Genomic DNA, 15,378 nt, shown 5'->3' with positions numbered 1-15,378 from the left:
GAAAACTGACGCAGCGCGGCCGTTCGTGTCCTCCCGTGTCGTCGACAGCTTCACCGATCCGGCGACGTGCTCTTGACTTGTTTTCGGCGTCTTGTTAAAGATTCATCCGCGCGTTAAACCGCGGTTAAGTCACACAGAGTCAATCGATTGTATCCTTCAGTTCCAGTATCAGACGAATAAACCAATCTCAAGTTACTGATTTCACGACCATGACCATGCTGTCCACCCTCATCGTTGCCTTGCTCGCCGTGCTGCTCGCCAGCGCCGTGCGGCGCGTGCCGGAGGGTCTGGTCTACAGCATCTACCGTCATGGCAAGCCGCGCCGGCTGCTGCCGGCCGGGACGCATCTGGTGCTGCCGCTGCTCGACCGGGTCGCGCACAAGATCAATCTGTCCGGCCAGACCCTGCAGCTGCAGGCGCCGCTGGGGCCGCGCGACGTGCGCGGCACGGTGTACTGGCAGGTGCTGGAGCCGGAACGCGCCGACGCCGTGTTCGAGCAGGTCGACCAGCTGATCCGCCATGGCGCGCAAGCCGCGCTGCGTGACGAACCCGCCACCGAGGCGGTCGATCGGCGCGATCTGGGCGCGCGGGTCAAGCAATCGTTGAATCACGTGCTGCGCGAGCGCGGCATGATGGTCACCCGGGTCGATCTCGACGCCGCCTGAGCATCGCATCGCGCCAGGCGCCCGCAGAGCGCCGCGCCGCAGGGGATTTGCTCCACTTCGAGCCCGCTTCGGCGGGCTTTCTTTTGCCCCGGCTGCTGGCGTTGCGGCGGGCTTGCCGGGATACTTGCCGACCGCTTTCCCACAGGACTGATGGCCGATGGCCGCGCGCGACGCCTTGCAGGCACAACTCGAACAGGGCATTGCCGCGCTGGGCCTGCAACTGCCTGCCGATGCGGTGCCGCGCCTGCTCGACTATCTCGCCCTGCTCGAACGCTGGAACGGCGCCTACAACCTCACCGCGGTGCGCGAACCGACCGAGATGGTGACCCGCCACCTGCTCGATTCGCTGGCGATCCTGCCGTTCGTGCAGGGCCACAGCCTGGCCGACCTCGGCACCGGCCCCGGCCTGCCCGGCATCGTGCTGGCGATCGCCGCGCCGGGCTGGCAGATCCTGCTGGTGGATTCCAACGGCAAGAAGGTGCGCTTCCTGCGCGAGGCGATCCGCAGCCTGAAACTGGAGGGCGTGCGCGCCGAACAGGCACGGGTGGAAGACGTCGCCGGCCAGTTCGACTGCATCACCGCGCGCGCCTTCGCCAGCCTTGCCGACATGCTGGCCTGGGGCGGCCACCTGCTGGCACCGCAAGGGACCTGGCTGGCGATGAAGGGGAAGCTGCCGGACGACGAGTTGGCGGGGATCCCGGACGGCTTCGTCGTGCGCGCCACGCACGAACTCCATGTGCCCGGCTTGCCCGCTGAACGCCACCTGCTGGTGCTCGGCCGCGGGTAGGGCGGGCAGTGCCCGCCGGTCTTTGTCCGAGATCGCGAGAGCGGCGGGCAGTGCCCGCCCTACGCCACCACGGTTGTTGTAGGAGCGCACCCTGTGCGCGATGCTCTTCGTCACGCTGCACAAAGGCATCGCGCACAGGGTGCGCTCCTACAGATCCAGCACCGCGCCGTTGCTCTCGATAATCTGCGCATACAGCCTGGCGCTGGCCTTGGCCGTGCGCTGCTGGGTGGCGAAGTCGACGTGGTAGAGGCCGAAGCGCTTGGCGTAGCCCAGCGACCACTCCAGGTTGTCCAGCAGCGACCAGGCGTAATAGCCCTGCACGTTCACCCCTGCGGCGATCGCGGCATGCAGCGCGCGCAAGTGCTTGCGCAGGTAGTCGCAGCGCAGCGGGTCGTCCACGGTGGCGCCTTCGGCGACCGGCGGGTCGTAGAAGGCGGAGCCGTTCTCGGTGATGTACAGCGGGATGTCGCCGTAGCGCTGCTTGAACCAGACCAGGGTGTCAGTCAGCCCCTGCGCGTAGACCTCCCAGCCCGTTTCGGTGTGGGTGCGGTTGGGTTGGCGCACCGACACCGCGCGCAGCGGATACGCGTCCGGGTCGTGCCGGACCACCGCGCGCGTGTAGTAGTTGATGCCGACGAAATCGACGCGCTGGCGGGTCAGCGCGAAATCCTCTGCCGGGAAATCCGGCCATGCGGCGCCGAAGATCTCCTTGAGCTGCTCCGGATAGCTGCCCAGCAGCGCGGGGTCGGCGAACTGCCGGTTCATGTAGGCGTGCGCGCGCGCGGTGGCGGCCATGTCTTCGGCGCCTTCGGAATACGGGTATTTCGGCTCGATGTTGAACACCACGCCGATCTCGTGCCTGCCGTGCGCGCGATAGGCCTGGATGCCGGCGCCGCTGGCGCGCATCAGGTTGTGCGCGGCGATCGGCGCCTCGTACTTGTTGCGGTGTCCGGGCGCCAGCGCGCCGTGCAGGTAGCCGCCGTCGGTGACCACCCAGGGTTCGTTGAGCGTGGACCAGCGCGGCACGCGGTCGTCCAGCGCCTTGAACATGACCTCGGCGTACTCGGCGAACCAGTGTGCGCTGTCGCGGTTGAGCCAGCCGCCGCGGTCGTCCAGCGCCGCCGGCAGGTCCCAGTGGAACAGCGTGGCGTTCGGCGCGATGCCGTGTTCCAGCAGCTCGTCGACCAGCCGCGAGTAGAAGTCCAGCCCCTTCGGATTGACCCGGCCGGTGCCCTCGGGAAGCACGCGCGCCCAGTTGATGCTGAAGCGGTAGCCATCGAGGCCCAGCGCCTTCATCAGCTGCACGTCTTGACGGTAACGGCGGTAGTGGTCGCAGGCGACGTCGCCGGTGTCGCCGTTGGCCATCATCCCGGGCGTATGCGCGAAGCGCTGCCAGATGCTGGGGCCGGCGCCGTCGGCCAGCGGCGAGCCTTCGATCTGGTAAGCGGAAGTGGCGGCGCCCCAATGGAAACCGTCGGGAAAAACGAATCGGGGTGCGGTCATGGGGTTCCCTGAGAGGTTGTGCTTTTTCAACCTCGAAGCCCGGCCATGGATGGCCGGACGCGGATCGGGCACGCAAGTGCCTGATTCGCGTGAGCGAGTCCGGGCGTGTACCGGACTCGCGATAGAAGAAAACCACAGGAAGTGGTTTTCTTCACAAGCTCTGAGGCCCGCGCTTTGATGTAAACGCTTACATGGGCAGAATAGCCCAATGCCCGCCGGCCTGCGAAGCGCCGGCGCCGCGGCCGAGCCGGCCACCGCTGTGGAGATGCCGATGGCCGAGGTTCAACTCGATCGCCTGCGCAAGGTCTACCCCGACGGCCACGTCGCGGTCGCCGGCGCCAGCTTCACCGTGGCCGACGGCGAATTGCTGGTGCTGGTCGGGCCGTCCGGCTGCGGCAAGACGACCTTGCTGCGCATGATCGCCGGGCTGGAACCGATCAGCGACGGCACGCTGCGCATCGGCGGCCGCGTGGTCAACGAGGTGGCGCCGAAGGACCGTGACATCGCGATGGTGTTCCAGAACTACGCGCTGTACCCGCACATGACGGTGGCCGAGAACCTGGGCTTCGGGCTGAAGCTGCGCGGCCGGCCGCGGGCCGAGATCGCGCAGAAGGTGGCGGTAGTGGCCGAGTCGCTGGGGCTGCAGTCGCGGCTGGCGGCGCGCCCGGCCGCCTTGTCCGGCGGCCAGCGCCAGCGGGTGGCGCTGGGCCGCGCGCTGGTGCGCGAGCCGCAGGTGTTCCTGCTCGACGAGCCGCTGTCCAACCTCGACGCGAGGCTGCGCCTGTCGATGCGGGTGGAGATCGCCCGGCTCCACCGCCAGCTCGGTGCCACCATGATCTACGTGACCCACGACCAGATCGAGGCGATGACCCTGGGCCAGCGCATCGTGGTGCTGGATGGCGGCGTGATCCAGCAGATCGACACGCCGATGGCGCTGTACGACCGGCCCGCCAACATGTTCGTGGCCGGCTTCCTCGGCAGCCCGGCGATGAACCTGCTCCGCGGCACGCTGCGCCGGCACGAGGGCTGGCGGCTGGGCTGCGCCGCGGGCGAGCTGGTGCTGGGCGACCTTCTGCCCGATCCCGCCTGGGCGGCCTGGTGCGATCGCGAGGTGGTGCTGGGCGTGCGCCCGGAACACCTGCAGCCGGACCCCGCCGGTGCGGCCTTGCAGGCGCGACTGGAGGTGGTCGAGCCGGTGGGCAACGAGGTCTTCCTGAACCTGCGCTTCGGCGACCAGGTGCTGGTGGCGCGGGTACCGCCACGCCCCCTGCCCGAGCCCGGCAGCCTGGTCGCGCTGGGCCTGTCGCACCCGTACCTGCACCTGTTCGATGGCGCCAGCGGCGCGCGGATCGGCGACTGAGCCCGGATCGCCCAGCAGCGTGATCCCCGCCGCCACCGGCGGCAGAGCGGTCCGGCCGGGGCAGGCAAGCCCGGGCGGCAATGCTAATCTAGCCGTCCTTCGCGAACGGAATGCCTTCGATCCATGGCCCGCATCATCGCTGTCGCCAACCAGAAGGGCGGCGTCGGCAAGACCACCACGGCCGTCAACCTGGCCGCTGCGCTTGCGGCGGCCAAGCGCAAGGTATTGCTGGTGGATCTCGATCCGCAGGGCAACGCCACCATGGCCTCGGGCATCGACAAGCGCCAGATCGGCCCGAGCGGCTGCGAGGTACTGCTTGAAGAGGTGGAGATCAGCGCGGCGATCGTGCCCACCGAGGCGCACTACGACGTGCTGCCGGGCAACGGCGACCTCACCGCCGCCGAGCTGAAACTGATGGACGCGCTGGCCCGCGAGCACCGCTTGAAGGACGTGCTGGCCAAGGTCGCGGACAAGTACCACACCATCCTGATCGACTGCCCGCCCTCGCTCAACCTGCTCACCCTCAACGCGCTGACCGCCGCCGACGGCGTGCTGATCCCGGTGCAGTGCGAGTACTTCGCGCTGGAGGGCCTGTCCAGCCTGCTCGACACGGTCAAGGCGGTGCGCCACCGGCTCAATCCGAAACTGGAGATCGAGGGCCTGCTGCGCACCATGTACGACGTGCGCAACAACCTCGGCAACGAGGTCTCCGCCCAGCTCACCCAGCACTTCGGCGACAAGGTGCTGCGCTCGATCATCCCGCGCAACGTGCGCCTGGCCGAGGCGCCGAGCCACGGCCAGCCGATCCACCTGTACGACCGCAGCTCGCGTGGCGCGATCGCCTACATCGGCCTGGCCGGCGAGGTGATCCGGCGCGAACGCGGGCTGCCGCCGCGCGCCGAGCCGGCCGACGAGGTCGACTCCGCCGCACATGGCGACCACAACGGCGTGCTGCTCAAGGCACCCGCCGCCAATCATCAGGACTGAGGCATGGCAGCAGCGAAAAAACGTGGATTGGGACGCGGGCTGGACGCCTTGCTCGGCGGCGACGGCGAAGGCACGCCGTCGGTACTGGCGCAGGAGGGCGAGCTGCGCACGCTGCCGATCCAGCAAATCCAGCCCGGCAAATACCAGCCGCGGCGCCACTGGAACGACGAGGCGCTGGACGAGCTGGCTGCCTCGATCAAGGCGCAGGGCCTGATCCAGCCGGTGGTGGTGCGCGAGATCGGCAAGCACCGCTACGAACTGATCGCCGGCGAACGCCGCTGGCGCGCCGCGCAGCGCGCGCAGCTGGGCGAGATCCCGGCGCTGATCAAGCAGGTGGCCGAGCAGGCCGTGCCGGCGATGGCGCTGATCGAGAACATCCAGCGCCAGGACCTCACCCCGCTGGAAGAAGCCGATGCGCTCAAGCGCCTGATCGAGGATTTCGAACTCACCCACCAGCAGGCCGCCGACGCGGTGGGGCGCTCGCGCGCCGCGGTGTCCAACCTGCTGCGGCTCACCGAGCTGCCCGAGGCGATCAAGAAACTGCTCGACGACGGCAAGCTGGAGATGGGCCACGCCCGCTGCCTGCTGACCCTGGACGAGTCCATCGCCGTGCCGCTGGCGCGCCAGGCCGTCACCCTCGGCTGGAGCGTGCGCGAGCTGGAGGAGGCCGCCCGCCGCGCGCAGACCGCGCCGAAGGGCAAGGCCCGCCACGCGCCCGCGCGCGATCCCAACATCAGCGCGCTGGAGCGCGAACTGGGCGAGCGCTTCGCCACCCGCGTCGAGCTGGCCCAGGGCAAGGGCGGCCGCGGCAAGCTGGTGATCCACTACCACAGCAACGACGAACTCGACGGCATCCTCGGCAAGATCCGCTGACCTTGGTGAAAGATGAAACGCTCCGGGCCGGTCTATCTGGCAGTGAGTTCCCGACAACGTCAATTCGAGGCGCTGACCCGCGCGCATGCCGGCGACCTGTACCGCTTCGCCTACTGGTTGTGCGGGCAGGACGCGCTGGCCCAGGATCTGGTGCAGGAGACCTTGCTGCGCGCGTGGAAAAGCCTCGACGCGCTGCGCGAGGCCGAGTCCGCCAAGCCGTGGCTGCTGACCATCCTGCGTCGCGAGCACGCGCGGCTGCATGAGCGCAAGACGCCGGATACCGTCGAGCTGGAAGACAACCTCGCCGAGGACGCCGCCTGGGCCAGCCCCGAGCGCCACGGCGATGCCGCCGAACTGCGTGAAGCCATGTCCCGATTGCCGCACAAGTACCGCGAACCGCTGCTGCTGCAGGTGCTGGGCGGCATGAGTTGCGACGAGATCGCCGCCGAGCTGGACCAACAGCCCGGCGCGGTGATGACCCAGTTGTTCCGCGCCCGGCAGAAGCTGAAATCCATCCTGCAGGGCGGCCGCCCGGAGGCGCAGCATGGATTGCCTTGAGTTCCGCCGCCGCCTCGGCGCCGAACCGCACTCGCGCGCTGCCGAACTGCTCGCCCATCGCGACAGCTGCGCCGCCTGCGCCGCCGCGTGGGAGCGCGCCCAGGCATTCGAGCGCGAACTGCATGCCGCCTTCGAGGTGCCCGTGCCCGAAGGCCTCGCCGAGCGCGTGCTGCTGGCCCAGGCCACCGGCGAGCGCCACCGGCAGACCCGTCGCCGCCAGCTGGCGTTCGCGCTGGCCGCCTCGCTGCTGCTCGCGCTCGGCCTCGGCGGCTACGGCTGGAAGCGGATGGATGCGCGCTCGCTGCCTGCGCTCGCCGTCGCGCACATGCCCGACGAAATCCACTCGCTCGACCTCGTCCAGCCCATCGGTACGCCCGCCATCGCCGCCGGCTTCGCCGTGCGCGGCGTCAGCCTGCGCGGCCCCGCCCCCGTCGACGTCACCTACGTGCACGACTGCCCGGTCGGCCCCTACAAGACCGTGCACCTGGTCAGCCGCGTCGGCGGCACCCCGGTCGCCGTGCTCTACCTGCCGCACAAGCAAGTGGCCAAGGCCAGCGACTTCCAGCGTGACGGCTGGCATGGCCGCATCGTGCCGCTGCAACACGGCACCCTGGTGATGCTCACCGACCGTGGCGGCGCACGCCCGTTCGACGCGGTGGCACGCCACTGGCGGGTGGCGATCGATGGAGAGGGCAGCGCGCAGACTGCGCAGCGCCGCGCGGTCAACGAGGCGCCGGGCCGGTTGGCACCCTGAGTCTTCCCGGCACCTGATCACAAGGACTCGCGGCGACCGGCTGGCGTCCATGCCCTTTCGTCCGCGCTGACACGACGGGCAGGGGACTCCCCGTCACCGAAATAACCGGCTCATCACGGCGTCCACCGAGATCCGCCCTGCCCCAAGCGCCACCAGGGCCAGCAGCATCAATCCCCAGGCCTTGTGGTCATTGAAGTCGCCGCCGATCAGTCCGTGCCAGAGGCCGTTCGGCCACAGTGCCGGGTAGGAGACCACCGCGACGATGTTGTAGACGAACAGCACGGCGGCGACCACGCGGGTGCCGAGGCCCAGCGCGAGGAACCACGGCAGCACCAGTTCGGTCCAGGTGGCGAGCGTGGCGGCCAGCGCAGGGGCGAGCAGGGGCACCTGGTATTCGTTGTCGAACAGGTAGGCCGTGCCGCTGGGGTCATCCCATTTCACCGTGCCGGCGCGCCAGAACGCGAGCGCCACGAACACGCGGAACAGCAGCAGGGCGAGCGGGGTGAGCACCGCGAGTTGCGCGGTGAGACGCGACCAGCGGGCGATGGCGACGGCGGTGTTCATGTGGACGATTCCCGGATGAGTGGATGACGGATCACGCGGCGATCAGCGCGTGTTCGAGCAGGGGGCGCAGCAGGGTTTCGGGCGGCGCCTGCGGGTCGATCAGCTGTGCGGCGGCGAGCGCCAGGTCGAGCGATGACTCATGCCGCAGCGCGTCCACGAACGCGGCCTGCGCAGGTGCGATGGCGCGCATCGCGACCTCGCTGCCTTCGCGCCACAGCAGCACGGATTGCGGCACGGCGGGGTCGATGGCGTCGTGTTCCGGCGCCTGCGCGCAACGCCACAGGTCGAGCACCGCCCAGGCGCAGGACAGCGCGCGCACGCACGGCCGCAGCCGCGGCGGGTGGTCCGCGTCGGCCAGCGCAGCGACCAGGGCTGCGGCATCGGCGGGCGTGGCATCGGCGGCCAGCGCGACTTCCTGGCGCAGCCATTCCAGCCGCGCCACGTCACCCAGCCAGGGCCACGGCGCGGTTTCCGGCTGCGCGGCCACGAACGCGGCGAAGTCGGCGCCGTAATCCTGCAGGTTGCCGCTGCGGTTGCCGCGGAAAGCGGCGTGGCGGGTGGCGAGGCCGTCGAAGCAGTCCTCGCCGAGCAGGTGTTGCAGCGCGGGGAAACTGGTGGCCAGCGCGTCGACGTGGATCGCGAGGTTGGCGTTCCGATAGATGCGCAGGCGGGCGGCGGGCGCGATGCCGCGCGTGGCGATCCACGGTTCCAGCGAGGGCGCCACGCCGTCCACGATGGCGCCGGCGAACGCGTGCTGCAGCTCACGCAGCGAGGGCGGCGACGACATCGAGATGCTCCGTGGCGAGCCGCGCCTCGTCTTCCAGCACGGCGAAATCGGGCAAGTGCTGGTCCCATTCGATCAGGGTGGGTTTCGCGCCGAGGCGGGCCAGCGTGTAGCCGTACAGCGCCCACACGGCGGCATCGACGCGCTGGTCGTGCGAGTCGATCAGCAGTTCGCCGCCCAGCCCCTGCTTGCGGGTGAAGCCGGCCAGGTGCAGTTCGCCCACCGCGGCGGCGGGGATGCCGTCGATGAAGCGTTGCGCGTCGAAGCCGTGGTTGACGCTGTTGACGTAGACGTTGTTGACGTCCAGCAGCAGGCCGCAGCCGCTGCGCGCGGCGAGTGCGGCAAGGAACTCCCACTCGCTCAGCGTCGAGTGGCTGAAATGGATGTAGCTGGAGACGTTCTCCACCAGCACGCGGCGGCCCAGCGTTTCCTGCAACTGGCCCACGCGCGCCACCATCAGCTCCAGCGCTTCCTCGGTGTACGGCAGCGGCAGCAGGTCGTTGTAGTGGCGCCCGCCGATGGCGCCCCAGCACACGTGCTCGGATACCAGCGCGGGTTCGGTGCGTTGCACCAGCGCGCGCAGCGCGGCGAGGTGGGCGGGATCGAGCGGCTCGGCCGAACCCAGCGACAGGCCCACGCCGTGCAGGCTCACCGGGTAGTCGCGGCGCAGCGCGTCTAACGCGTTCCACAGCGCGCCGCCGGCGCAGAACAGGTTCTCGCTGTGCAGCTCGAAGAACGGCACGGCGGGCCGGTGGTGCAGCACGTGCGCGACGTGCGCCGGCCGCAGCCCGATCCCGACACTCGTCGGGATCGGCTGCGCACGCACGGGGCGTGACGGGGGCACGGCTGTCAGCTCTTCTTCATCATGGCGTCGTGCGACATGGCGGCGTGGGCCTGCAGCGAACCGCCATCGAGCTTGGCGCACAGGCCGGCGGGTACCGCCACGAAGGCCTGCGGATCGCGCGCCTTGCTGTCCTGGCCCGCGCAGGAATGGCCCGGGGACTGGCAGTCGTTCTTCATCGCGGCGTTGACGCCGTAGCACTTCTGCGTGGCGCTGGCGGCCATCTTGTCGGCGGCGTGGGCGGTCGTGGCGGCGCCGAGCGCGCCGGCGGCGAGCAGGCTGAGCAAGGCGGAGCTGAGGATGGTCTGGGCTTGCATGGGTCTCTCCCGTGGATGCCGGACAATTCCGGCTGCGGTAGATGACCCGGTGGACGCGGATTTCATTACACCCGGTTTTCGTATCCGGTGCCGACGGTCCGTGCCGGCAGGCATTAAACTGCGCGTTCGCCGCCGTCCGCGGTGCCCGTTTCCGCTGAAAGGCCAGCCCCATGCCGCAACTTTCCGTCGTCGTCCCCGTGTTCAACGAGCGCGACAACATCCCGCCGCTGCTCGCCGAAATCGCGGCTGCCTTGCGTGGCACGGCCGACTACGAAGTGATCTACGTCGACGACGATTCGTCCGACGACAGTCGCGCCGTGCTCGAAGCGCAGAAGGCGCAGCATCCCGAGTTGCGCGTGCTGCACCACGTCACCCGCAGCGGCCAGAGCACGGCGGTGTGGAACGGCGTGCGCGCGGCGCGCGGCAGCTGGATCGCCACGCTGGACGGCGACGGCCAGAACGATCCGGCCGACATCCCGAAGCTGCTCGCCGCGCGCGACGCCGCGGCGGCCGAGGTGAAGCTGTTCGCCGGCTGGCGCACCACCCGCCGTGACAGTTTCAACAAGCGCATCTCCTCGAAGGTCGCCAACGCGGTGCGCTCGCGCATGCTGCGCGACGCCACGCCGGACACCGGCTGCGGCCTGAAGCTGTTCGAGCGCGAGGTGTTCCTGCGCCTGCCCTACTTCGACCACATGCACCGCTACCTGCCGGCGCTGGTCAAGCGCGCCGGCTTCCGGAGCACCAGCGTGCCGGTGGGCCATCGCCCGCGCACCGCCGGCGTGTCCAAGTACGGCATGCTGGACCGGCTGTGGGTCGGCCTGGCCGACCTGCGTGGCGTGGCGTGGCTGATGCGCCGGGGCAAGGTGACCGAAGTCGAGGAACTCTGACCTCGATCACGCGGTGTCGCCGCGGCGGTCGTATGCTTGTCCTGTTTCATTGCAGGAGAACGCCATGGCCCTCGCGATCAAGCGTGCGTACGAAGCGCCCGCCAGGGAGGATGGTTATCGCGTGCTGGTGGAGCGGCTGTGGCCGCGCGGCATGAAGAAGGAAGAGGTGCCGCTGGACCAGTGGGCCAAGGAACTGGCGCCGACCACGGCGCTGCGCAAATGGTTCGGCCACGATCCGGCGCGCTGGGACGGCTTCCGCCACCGCTACGCCAGCGAACTCGACGAGCTGGCCGAATACTGGCAACCGCTGGCCGAGCGCTCCGCGCGGCACCCGGTCACCCTGATCTACAGCGCCCGCGACGAGGAGCACAACGGTGCCCTCGTGCTGCGCGACTACCTGCAGCACTGGCTGCACACGCACGGGCCGCGCTGACCGCCTTGAGCATGGCCCCGCCCTTGCGCAGCGGGGAAGTCGAAGTGCCGTGCGGCCCGCTCAAGTCGCGCGCAGCGGCGTGCCCGTGCGCGGCCACTCGGCCAGCGCCTTGCGCGTCCGCAGGCGACCGCGCTCGATCAGTTCGCGGGCGCGGTAGAACTCGTAGACGCTGGCGATGTTGCGCGGCAGGGTGATCAGCAGGTCCGGCTCGTACGCGGCCAGGCGCAGCCGCGCCAGGTTGGCCTGCATCAGGTCCATCGCCTGGTTCAGCGTGTCGAAGGTACCGGGCTCGCGCGGCGGTTCCTCGCTGCGCGGCATCAGCCGGCTGATGAACTCGCCGATGCGGTGGCGATAGCCAGGGTCCTGTCCGGTGGCGCTCTCCTCCACCGGCGCGACGGCCGCCTCGACCGGGCCGTCCACGCTGACGGCGAACAGATAATCCGCCTCCACCCCGATCAGCGGCGTGACCGGCACCGGGTTGAGCAGGGCGCCGTCGACCATGCGGTGGCCGTTGAGGTGGTGCGGGCGGAACACGGTCGGCACGGCGATCGAGGCGCGGATGGCCTCGAACAGGTTGCCGCGGCCCAGCCATACCTCGCGGCCGCGGTCGAGGTCGGTGGCCACCGCGGTGAACGCCAGCGGCAGCTCCTCGATCAGGGTGTCGCCGATCAGCCCGCGCAGCGTGCCGATGATCTTCTCGCCCTTGATCAGGCCGCCGCCGGAAAAGGACCAGTCGACCAGTCGCAGCACGTCGAAACGGGCCAGCGCGCTCACCCAGTCGCGGTAGACGTCGAGCTTGCCCATCGCGTGGATGCCGCCGATCAGCGCGCCCATCGAGCTGCCGGCGATCGCCACGATGCGAAAACCCTGCGCCTCGATTTCCTCGATCACGCCGATGTGCGCCAGCCCCTTGGCGCCGCCGGCGCCGAGCGCCAGCGCCACGGTGGGCTGGCGCTCGCCGGCTGGTTCTTGCGGCTCGCCTGGCGCGTCGGGTTCGTGGGTATTCATGCCGACATTCAATCACGAATCGTCGATGCCGCCGCGGCCAGCCGGCAGCGACGGCGGGCGAACAGCTGCGCGGGTTAGTATGACCGGGGCCGTGGCGGCAAGCCGACGGCGACACTCCACGGAAACCTGCATGGCCCCATCCCGACCCACCGCGACGCCCCGCCCCGCCCGCCTGCCCGCGCCGAGGCGCGCTGCATGAACTGGCAGGCGTGGGCCACGGTCGCGGTGATCGTGCTGGCGATGGCGCTGTTCGCCAGCGAGAAGCTGCGCATCGACCTGATCGCGCTGCTGGTGCTGGCGACGCTGGTGATCCTGGGCATCGTCACGCCGGTGGAGGCGCTCAGCGGCTTCAGCAACGAGGCGACGGTGACGGTGGCGGCGATGTTCGCGCTCAGCCTGGGCATCGAGCGCTCCGGCGCGCTCGATCCGCTGAGCCGCTGGCTGATGCGGATCAAGCGGCCGTGGGTGCTGACCCTGGCGCTGATGCTGGCGATCGCGCCGCTGGGCGCGTTCGTCAAGAACATTGCGCTGGTGGCCACCTTCCTGCCGCTGGCGCTGCGCGTGTGCCAGCGTACACACACCTCGCCCGGCCGCGTGCTGATGCCGATGGCCTACGCTGCGCAGATGGGCGGCGTGTGCACGCTGATCGGCACCTCCTCCAACCTGCTCGCCGACACGCTGGCGCAGAAGCACGGGATGGAGGCGTTCGGCGTGTTCGAGTTCACCCGCATGGGCGTGATCCTGGCGGTGGTCGGCATTGTCTACCTGATGCTGGTCGGCCGCTGGCTGCTGCCGCGCGAGATCGACACCCAGCTGCCGGTGCAGGAGGAGATCGGCAAGTACGTCACCGAGCTGGAGGTGACCGAGCAGTCCGCGCTGGTCGGCGGCAGCATCGCCGATGCGAAGCTGGGCGAGCGTTACGGCGTCTACCCGCTGGAGCTGCTGCGCGGCGAGCGGCGCATGTGGTCGCCGCGCAGCCAGGAGATCGCCGTCGGCGACGTGCTGCTGGTGCGCGGCGACTGGGGGAAGATCGAGGATTTCCAGCGCCGCGCCGGCCTGCGCAACGCGCCGGACCGCCGTTACGCCACCGGCGATGCCCGCTCGCGGGTGATGGTGGAGCTGATGATCGCGCCGGCCAGCCCGATGGAAGGCCGCCAGCTGGAGGAAACCGGCCTGCACTGGCGCTACGACGCGGTGGCGCTGGCGATCCACCGGCGCGGCCAGCTGCTGCGCGACAAGCTCAGCGACGTCAGCCTGGCGGTGGGCGACGTGCTGCTGGTGCTGGTCGACGACGAGGCGTTGTCCAACCTGCGCAACGACGAGGCCTTCATCGTGCTGAGCGAGCGCGAGGAAGCCCACCGCACCCCGCGCAAGGCGTGGTATGCCGCCGCGATCATGGTTGGCGTGGTGGTGGCCTCCGGCCTGCACTGGCTGCCGATCCCGATCGCGGCGATCTGCGGCGCGGTGGCGATGGCGCTCACCGGCTGCTTCGGCCGCAAGGACGTCTACGAGGGCGTGGACTGGAAGATCATCATCCTGCTCGGCGCGATCCTGCCGCTGGGCATCGCGATCGAGCGCAGCGGCCTGTCGGAAACGCTGGTGCAGATGGGGCTGGGCGTGGTCGGCGACCACGGCCCGCTGGCCGGCCTGCTGATGGTCTACCTGCTGACCGCCCTGCTCACCGAACTGATGGGCCACAACCCCTCGGTGGTGCTGATGGTGGGCATCGCCGTGTCGGTGGCCCACGCCATGCACGTGGACCCGCGTCCGTTCGTCGTCGCGGTCGCCTTCGCCGCCGCCACCTCGTTCGCCACCCCGGTCGGCTACCCCACCAACACCATGGTCTACTACGCCGGCGGCTACCGCTTCACCGACTTCATGAAGGTCGGCATCCCGCTGATCGCCATCTTCTGCGCGCTGTCGATGTGGCTGATACCGCAGTTCTGGCCGTTCTAGAGCTGGGAATAGGGAATGGGGAATAGGAAGAGCAACGGCGTTCCGCGACCCCCTGCTTTCCCTATTCCCCATTCCCTATTCCCGGCAGTCAGGCATAGCCTGACAGCGCCAGCCGCAGCAGGATCTTCATCTCCTCGCGCAGCGGCAGCGGGGCGACCACTTCCGCGTCGGGGCCGTACTTGAGCACGTCCATCAACAACTCTTTCGAGTTGGAGTAGGGCAGTTTCAGCTCGTAGCGGCCGTCGCTCAGCCATTCGCCCTGCTGCTGCGAATGCCAGTGCTCGTCGGAAACCCAGCGCGCGGCGTGGGCGGAGAAGCGGATCGTGGCCCAGGCCTTGGGCTTGCCGGCGAAGATGCCGTAGCTGGAGGCGAGCAGTTCGTTGAGTTCGCTGTCGGTGACGTCGCGGGCGGGCGCGTCCTGCGCCTGCGCCTCGGCGATGCGGTCCACCGCGAAACTGCGCAGCGCCTCGCGGTCGTGGTCCCACACGTCGAGGTACCAGTTGTCGCGATAGTGGGTCAGCCGCTGCGGCGAGACCAGCCGGCGGCTGTCGGCATTGGTGGTGCGTGCGCGGTAGCGGAAGCGCAGCTGGCGCCGTTCGAGCACCGCGCCGGCGACCACGCGGAACACTTGCTGGTCGAGCTTGCGCTCGCCCCACGGAATCACCCGGATGCGCTCGATCGGCAGCGCCTTGCCGCTGCCCTGGTGCGACAGCAGGCCCTCGATGCGCGCCTTGAACGGCGCCAGCGTGCCGGCGAGCACGCCGGGGCCGGAGCGGCTGATCAGTTCGTTGAGCGCCAGCAGCGAGGCCAGCTCGTCGGAGGTCAGCCACAGGCCGGGCAGCTCGAACTTCTCGCCTTCGCCGGCTTCGTAGCGGAATGCCGCCTGGTCGGTGCCGGCGCTCTCGATCGGCGCGCCCAGCGCATCGCGCAGGAACGCCACGTCGCGATACAGCGTGGCGCGCGAGCATTCCAGTTCGCCCATCAGGCGCGACAACGGCACCGGATAGTGCGCCGATTTCAGGAGGCGATGCAGCGTCAATATCCGTTCGTAGCGATCCATTCGGCACGTCTCGGGCGGGGCACGTCCTAGCATGGTGGCGG

The 15,378-nt window shown here is 69.6% G+C and carries 17 protein-coding genes; 10 read left to right on the top strand and 7 right to left on the bottom strand.

Features of this window, described 5'->3' with window-relative positions:
- Positions 1 to 209 precede the first annotated feature (209 nt).
- Both ACVCL3_RS10995 and rsmG read left to right on the top strand, forming a co-directional pair.
- Complete coding sequence (locus ACVCL3_RS10995) at positions 210 to 665, top strand: SPFH domain-containing protein (RefSeq protein ID WP_395120801.1); 456 nt, start codon at positions 210 to 212, stop codon at positions 663 to 665.
- Positions 666 to 822: 157 nt separating this feature from the next.
- Entirely contained in the window at positions 823 to 1,452 is a 630-nt protein-coding gene (gene rsmG, locus ACVCL3_RS10990; protein ID WP_447101299.1) for a 16S rRNA (guanine(527)-N(7))-methyltransferase RsmG, read from the top strand.
- 147 nt (positions 1,453 to 1,599) lie between these two features.
- Here rsmG and ACVCL3_RS10985 read toward each other — a convergent pair whose 3' ends face one another.
- Positions 1,600 to 2,955: a GH1 family beta-glucosidase gene (locus ACVCL3_RS10985; protein ID WP_447097669.1), complete on the bottom strand. Its 1,356-nt coding sequence runs from the start codon at positions 2,953 to 2,955 to the stop codon at positions 1,600 to 1,602.
- A 271-nt stretch (positions 2,956 to 3,226) separates the two neighbouring features.
- Here ACVCL3_RS10985 and ACVCL3_RS10980 point away from each other — a divergent pair, with 271 nt between their 5' ends.
- The 5 genes from ACVCL3_RS10980 to ACVCL3_RS10960 all read left to right on the top strand — a co-directional run bounded on the left by ACVCL3_RS10980 (position 3,227) and on the right by ACVCL3_RS10960 (position 7,487).
- A complete protein-coding gene (locus ACVCL3_RS10980) occupies positions 3,227 to 4,315 on the top strand; it encodes an ABC transporter ATP-binding protein (protein ID WP_447101298.1) in 1,089 nt (362 codons plus the stop codon).
- A 123-nt stretch (positions 4,316 to 4,438) separates the two neighbouring features.
- Complete coding sequence (locus tag ACVCL3_RS10975; RefSeq protein WP_395120804.1) at positions 4,439 to 5,302, top strand: ParA family protein; 864 nt, start codon at positions 4,439 to 4,441, stop codon at positions 5,300 to 5,302.
- 3 nt (positions 5,303 to 5,305) lie between these two features.
- On the top strand, positions 5,306 to 6,175 hold the full coding sequence (locus tag ACVCL3_RS10970) for a ParB/RepB/Spo0J family partition protein (protein WP_395120805.1): 870 nt from the start codon (positions 5,306 to 5,308) through the stop codon (positions 6,173 to 6,175).
- Positions 6,176 to 6,187: 12 nt separating this feature from the next.
- Positions 6,188 to 6,733 carry a sigma-70 family RNA polymerase sigma factor gene (locus ACVCL3_RS10965; protein ID WP_395120806.1) on the top strand — a complete coding sequence of 182 codons (546 nt, stop codon included), beginning with the start codon at positions 6,188 to 6,190 and terminating at the stop codon, positions 6,731 to 6,733.
- Positions 6,720 to 7,487 carry a DUF3379 family protein gene (locus ACVCL3_RS10960; RefSeq protein WP_447101297.1) on the top strand — a complete coding sequence of 256 codons (768 nt, stop codon included), beginning with the start codon at positions 6,720 to 6,722 and terminating at the stop codon, positions 7,485 to 7,487. Before ACVCL3_RS10965 ends, ACVCL3_RS10960 begins: the two co-directional genes overlap by 14 nt.
- Before the next feature lie 93 nt (positions 7,488 to 7,580).
- On the opposite strand, the gene ACVCL3_RS10955 is transcribed toward ACVCL3_RS10960, so the two are convergent.
- From ACVCL3_RS10955 to bufA1, 4 genes are read right to left on the bottom strand one after another with little or no spacing between them, the layout of a single operon-like run.
- Complete coding sequence (locus ACVCL3_RS10955) at positions 7,581 to 8,051, bottom strand: DoxX family protein (RefSeq protein WP_447101296.1); 471 nt, start codon at positions 8,049 to 8,051, stop codon at positions 7,581 to 7,583.
- Positions 8,052 to 8,082: 31 nt separating this feature from the next.
- Complete coding sequence (locus tag ACVCL3_RS10950; protein ID WP_447101295.1) at positions 8,083 to 8,838, bottom strand: HvfC/BufC family peptide modification chaperone; 756 nt, start codon at positions 8,836 to 8,838, stop codon at positions 8,083 to 8,085.
- The gene (gene bufB / locus ACVCL3_RS10945; protein ID WP_447101294.1) at positions 8,813 to 9,679 is read right to left on the bottom strand and encodes an MNIO family bufferin maturase; all 867 of its coding nucleotides are present in this window, start codon (positions 9,677 to 9,679) and stop codon (positions 8,813 to 8,815) included. The genes ACVCL3_RS10950 and bufB overlap by 26 nt, the downstream gene beginning before the upstream one ends.
- 5 nt (positions 9,680 to 9,684) lie before the next feature.
- On the bottom strand, positions 9,685 to 9,993 hold the full coding sequence (bufA1, locus tag ACVCL3_RS10940) for a BufA1 family periplasmic bufferin-type metallophore (RefSeq protein WP_395120811.1): 309 nt from the start codon (positions 9,991 to 9,993) through the stop codon (positions 9,685 to 9,687).
- Positions 9,994 to 10,163: 170 nt separating this feature from the next.
- Here bufA1 and ACVCL3_RS10935 point away from each other — a divergent pair, with 170 nt between their 5' ends.
- Both ACVCL3_RS10935 and ACVCL3_RS10930 read left to right on the top strand, forming a co-directional pair.
- Positions 10,164 to 10,880 carry a glycosyltransferase gene (locus tag ACVCL3_RS10935; protein ID WP_395120812.1) on the top strand — a complete coding sequence of 239 codons (717 nt, stop codon included), beginning with the start codon at positions 10,164 to 10,166 and terminating at the stop codon, positions 10,878 to 10,880.
- A 64-nt stretch (positions 10,881 to 10,944) separates the two neighbouring features.
- The gene (locus ACVCL3_RS10930; RefSeq protein WP_395120813.1) at positions 10,945 to 11,313 is read left to right on the top strand and encodes a DUF488 domain-containing protein; all 369 of its coding nucleotides are present in this window, start codon (positions 10,945 to 10,947) and stop codon (positions 11,311 to 11,313) included.
- A gap of 60 nt (positions 11,314 to 11,373) precedes the next feature.
- Here the strand turns inward: ACVCL3_RS10930 and ACVCL3_RS10925 are convergent, their stop codons facing one another.
- A complete protein-coding gene (locus tag ACVCL3_RS10925; protein ID WP_447101293.1) occupies positions 11,374 to 12,321 on the bottom strand; it encodes a patatin-like phospholipase family protein in 948 nt (315 codons plus the stop codon).
- A 195-nt stretch (positions 12,322 to 12,516) separates the two neighbouring features.
- On the opposite strand from ACVCL3_RS10925, the gene ACVCL3_RS10920 reads away from it, so the two are divergent.
- Positions 12,517 to 14,277, top strand: coding sequence for an SLC13 family permease (locus ACVCL3_RS10920; protein ID WP_447101292.1), 1,761 nt, complete (start codon positions 12,517 to 12,519; stop codon positions 14,275 to 14,277).
- An 88-nt stretch (positions 14,278 to 14,365) separates the two neighbouring features.
- On the opposite strand, the gene ACVCL3_RS10915 is transcribed toward ACVCL3_RS10920, so the two are convergent.
- The gene (locus tag ACVCL3_RS10915; protein WP_447097657.1) at positions 14,366 to 15,337 is read right to left on the bottom strand and encodes a helix-turn-helix transcriptional regulator; all 972 of its coding nucleotides are present in this window, start codon (positions 15,335 to 15,337) and stop codon (positions 14,366 to 14,368) included.
- Positions 15,338 to 15,378 lie beyond the last annotated feature (41 nt).

It is taken from the genome of Rhodanobacter sp. UC4437_H4, assembly GCF_052978425.1.
Note: the sequence above shows the minus strand (reverse complement) of the source record. Positions and strands in the feature narration are given on the sequence as shown.

Excerpts from the sequence above, each read along its gene's own strand:
- ACVCL3_RS10950 (WP_447101295.1), bottom strand. The coding sequence starts at position 8,838 with ATGTCGTCGCCGCCCTCGCTGCGTGAGCTGCAGCACGCGTTCGCCGGC.
- ACVCL3_RS10935 (WP_395120812.1), top strand. The coding sequence starts at position 10,164 with ATGCCGCAACTTTCCGTCGTCGTCCCCGTGTTCAACGAGCGCGACAAC.
- ACVCL3_RS10965 (WP_395120806.1), top strand. The coding sequence starts at position 6,188 with ATGAAACGCTCCGGGCCGGTCTATCTGGCAGTGAGTTCCCGACAACGT.
- ACVCL3_RS10960 (WP_447101297.1), top strand. The coding sequence starts at position 6,720 with ATGGATTGCCTTGAGTTCCGCCGCCGCCTCGGCGCCGAACCGCACTCG.
- ACVCL3_RS10925 (WP_447101293.1), bottom strand. The coding sequence starts at position 12,321 with ATGAATACCCACGAACCCGACGCGCCAGGCGAGCCGCAAGAACCAGCC.
- ACVCL3_RS10975 (WP_395120804.1), top strand. The coding sequence starts at position 4,439 with ATGGCCCGCATCATCGCTGTCGCCAACCAGAAGGGCGGCGTCGGCAAG.
- ACVCL3_RS10920 (WP_447101292.1), top strand. The coding sequence starts at position 12,517 with ATGAACTGGCAGGCGTGGGCCACGGTCGCGGTGATCGTGCTGGCGATG.
- ACVCL3_RS10995 (WP_395120801.1), top strand. The coding sequence starts at position 210 with ATGACCATGCTGTCCACCCTCATCGTTGCCTTGCTCGCCGTGCTGCTC.
- bufA1 (WP_395120811.1), bottom strand. The coding sequence starts at position 9,993 with ATGCAAGCCCAGACCATCCTCAGCTCCGCCTTGCTCAGCCTGCTCGCC.
- ACVCL3_RS10915 (WP_447097657.1), bottom strand. The coding sequence starts at position 15,337 with ATGGATCGCTACGAACGGATATTGACGCTGCATCGCCTCCTGAAATCG.
- ACVCL3_RS10980 (WP_447101298.1), top strand. The coding sequence starts at position 3,227 with ATGGCCGAGGTTCAACTCGATCGCCTGCGCAAGGTCTACCCCGACGGC.
- ACVCL3_RS10985 (WP_447097669.1), bottom strand. The coding sequence starts at position 2,955 with ATGACCGCACCCCGATTCGTTTTTCCCGACGGTTTCCATTGGGGCGCC.
- ACVCL3_RS10955 (WP_447101296.1), bottom strand. The coding sequence starts at position 8,051 with ATGAACACCGCCGTCGCCATCGCCCGCTGGTCGCGTCTCACCGCGCAA.
- rsmG (WP_447101299.1), top strand. The coding sequence starts at position 823 with ATGGCCGCGCGCGACGCCTTGCAGGCACAACTCGAACAGGGCATTGCC.
- ACVCL3_RS10970 (WP_395120805.1), top strand. The coding sequence starts at position 5,306 with ATGGCAGCAGCGAAAAAACGTGGATTGGGACGCGGGCTGGACGCCTTG.
- ACVCL3_RS10930 (WP_395120813.1), top strand. The coding sequence starts at position 10,945 with ATGGCCCTCGCGATCAAGCGTGCGTACGAAGCGCCCGCCAGGGAGGAT.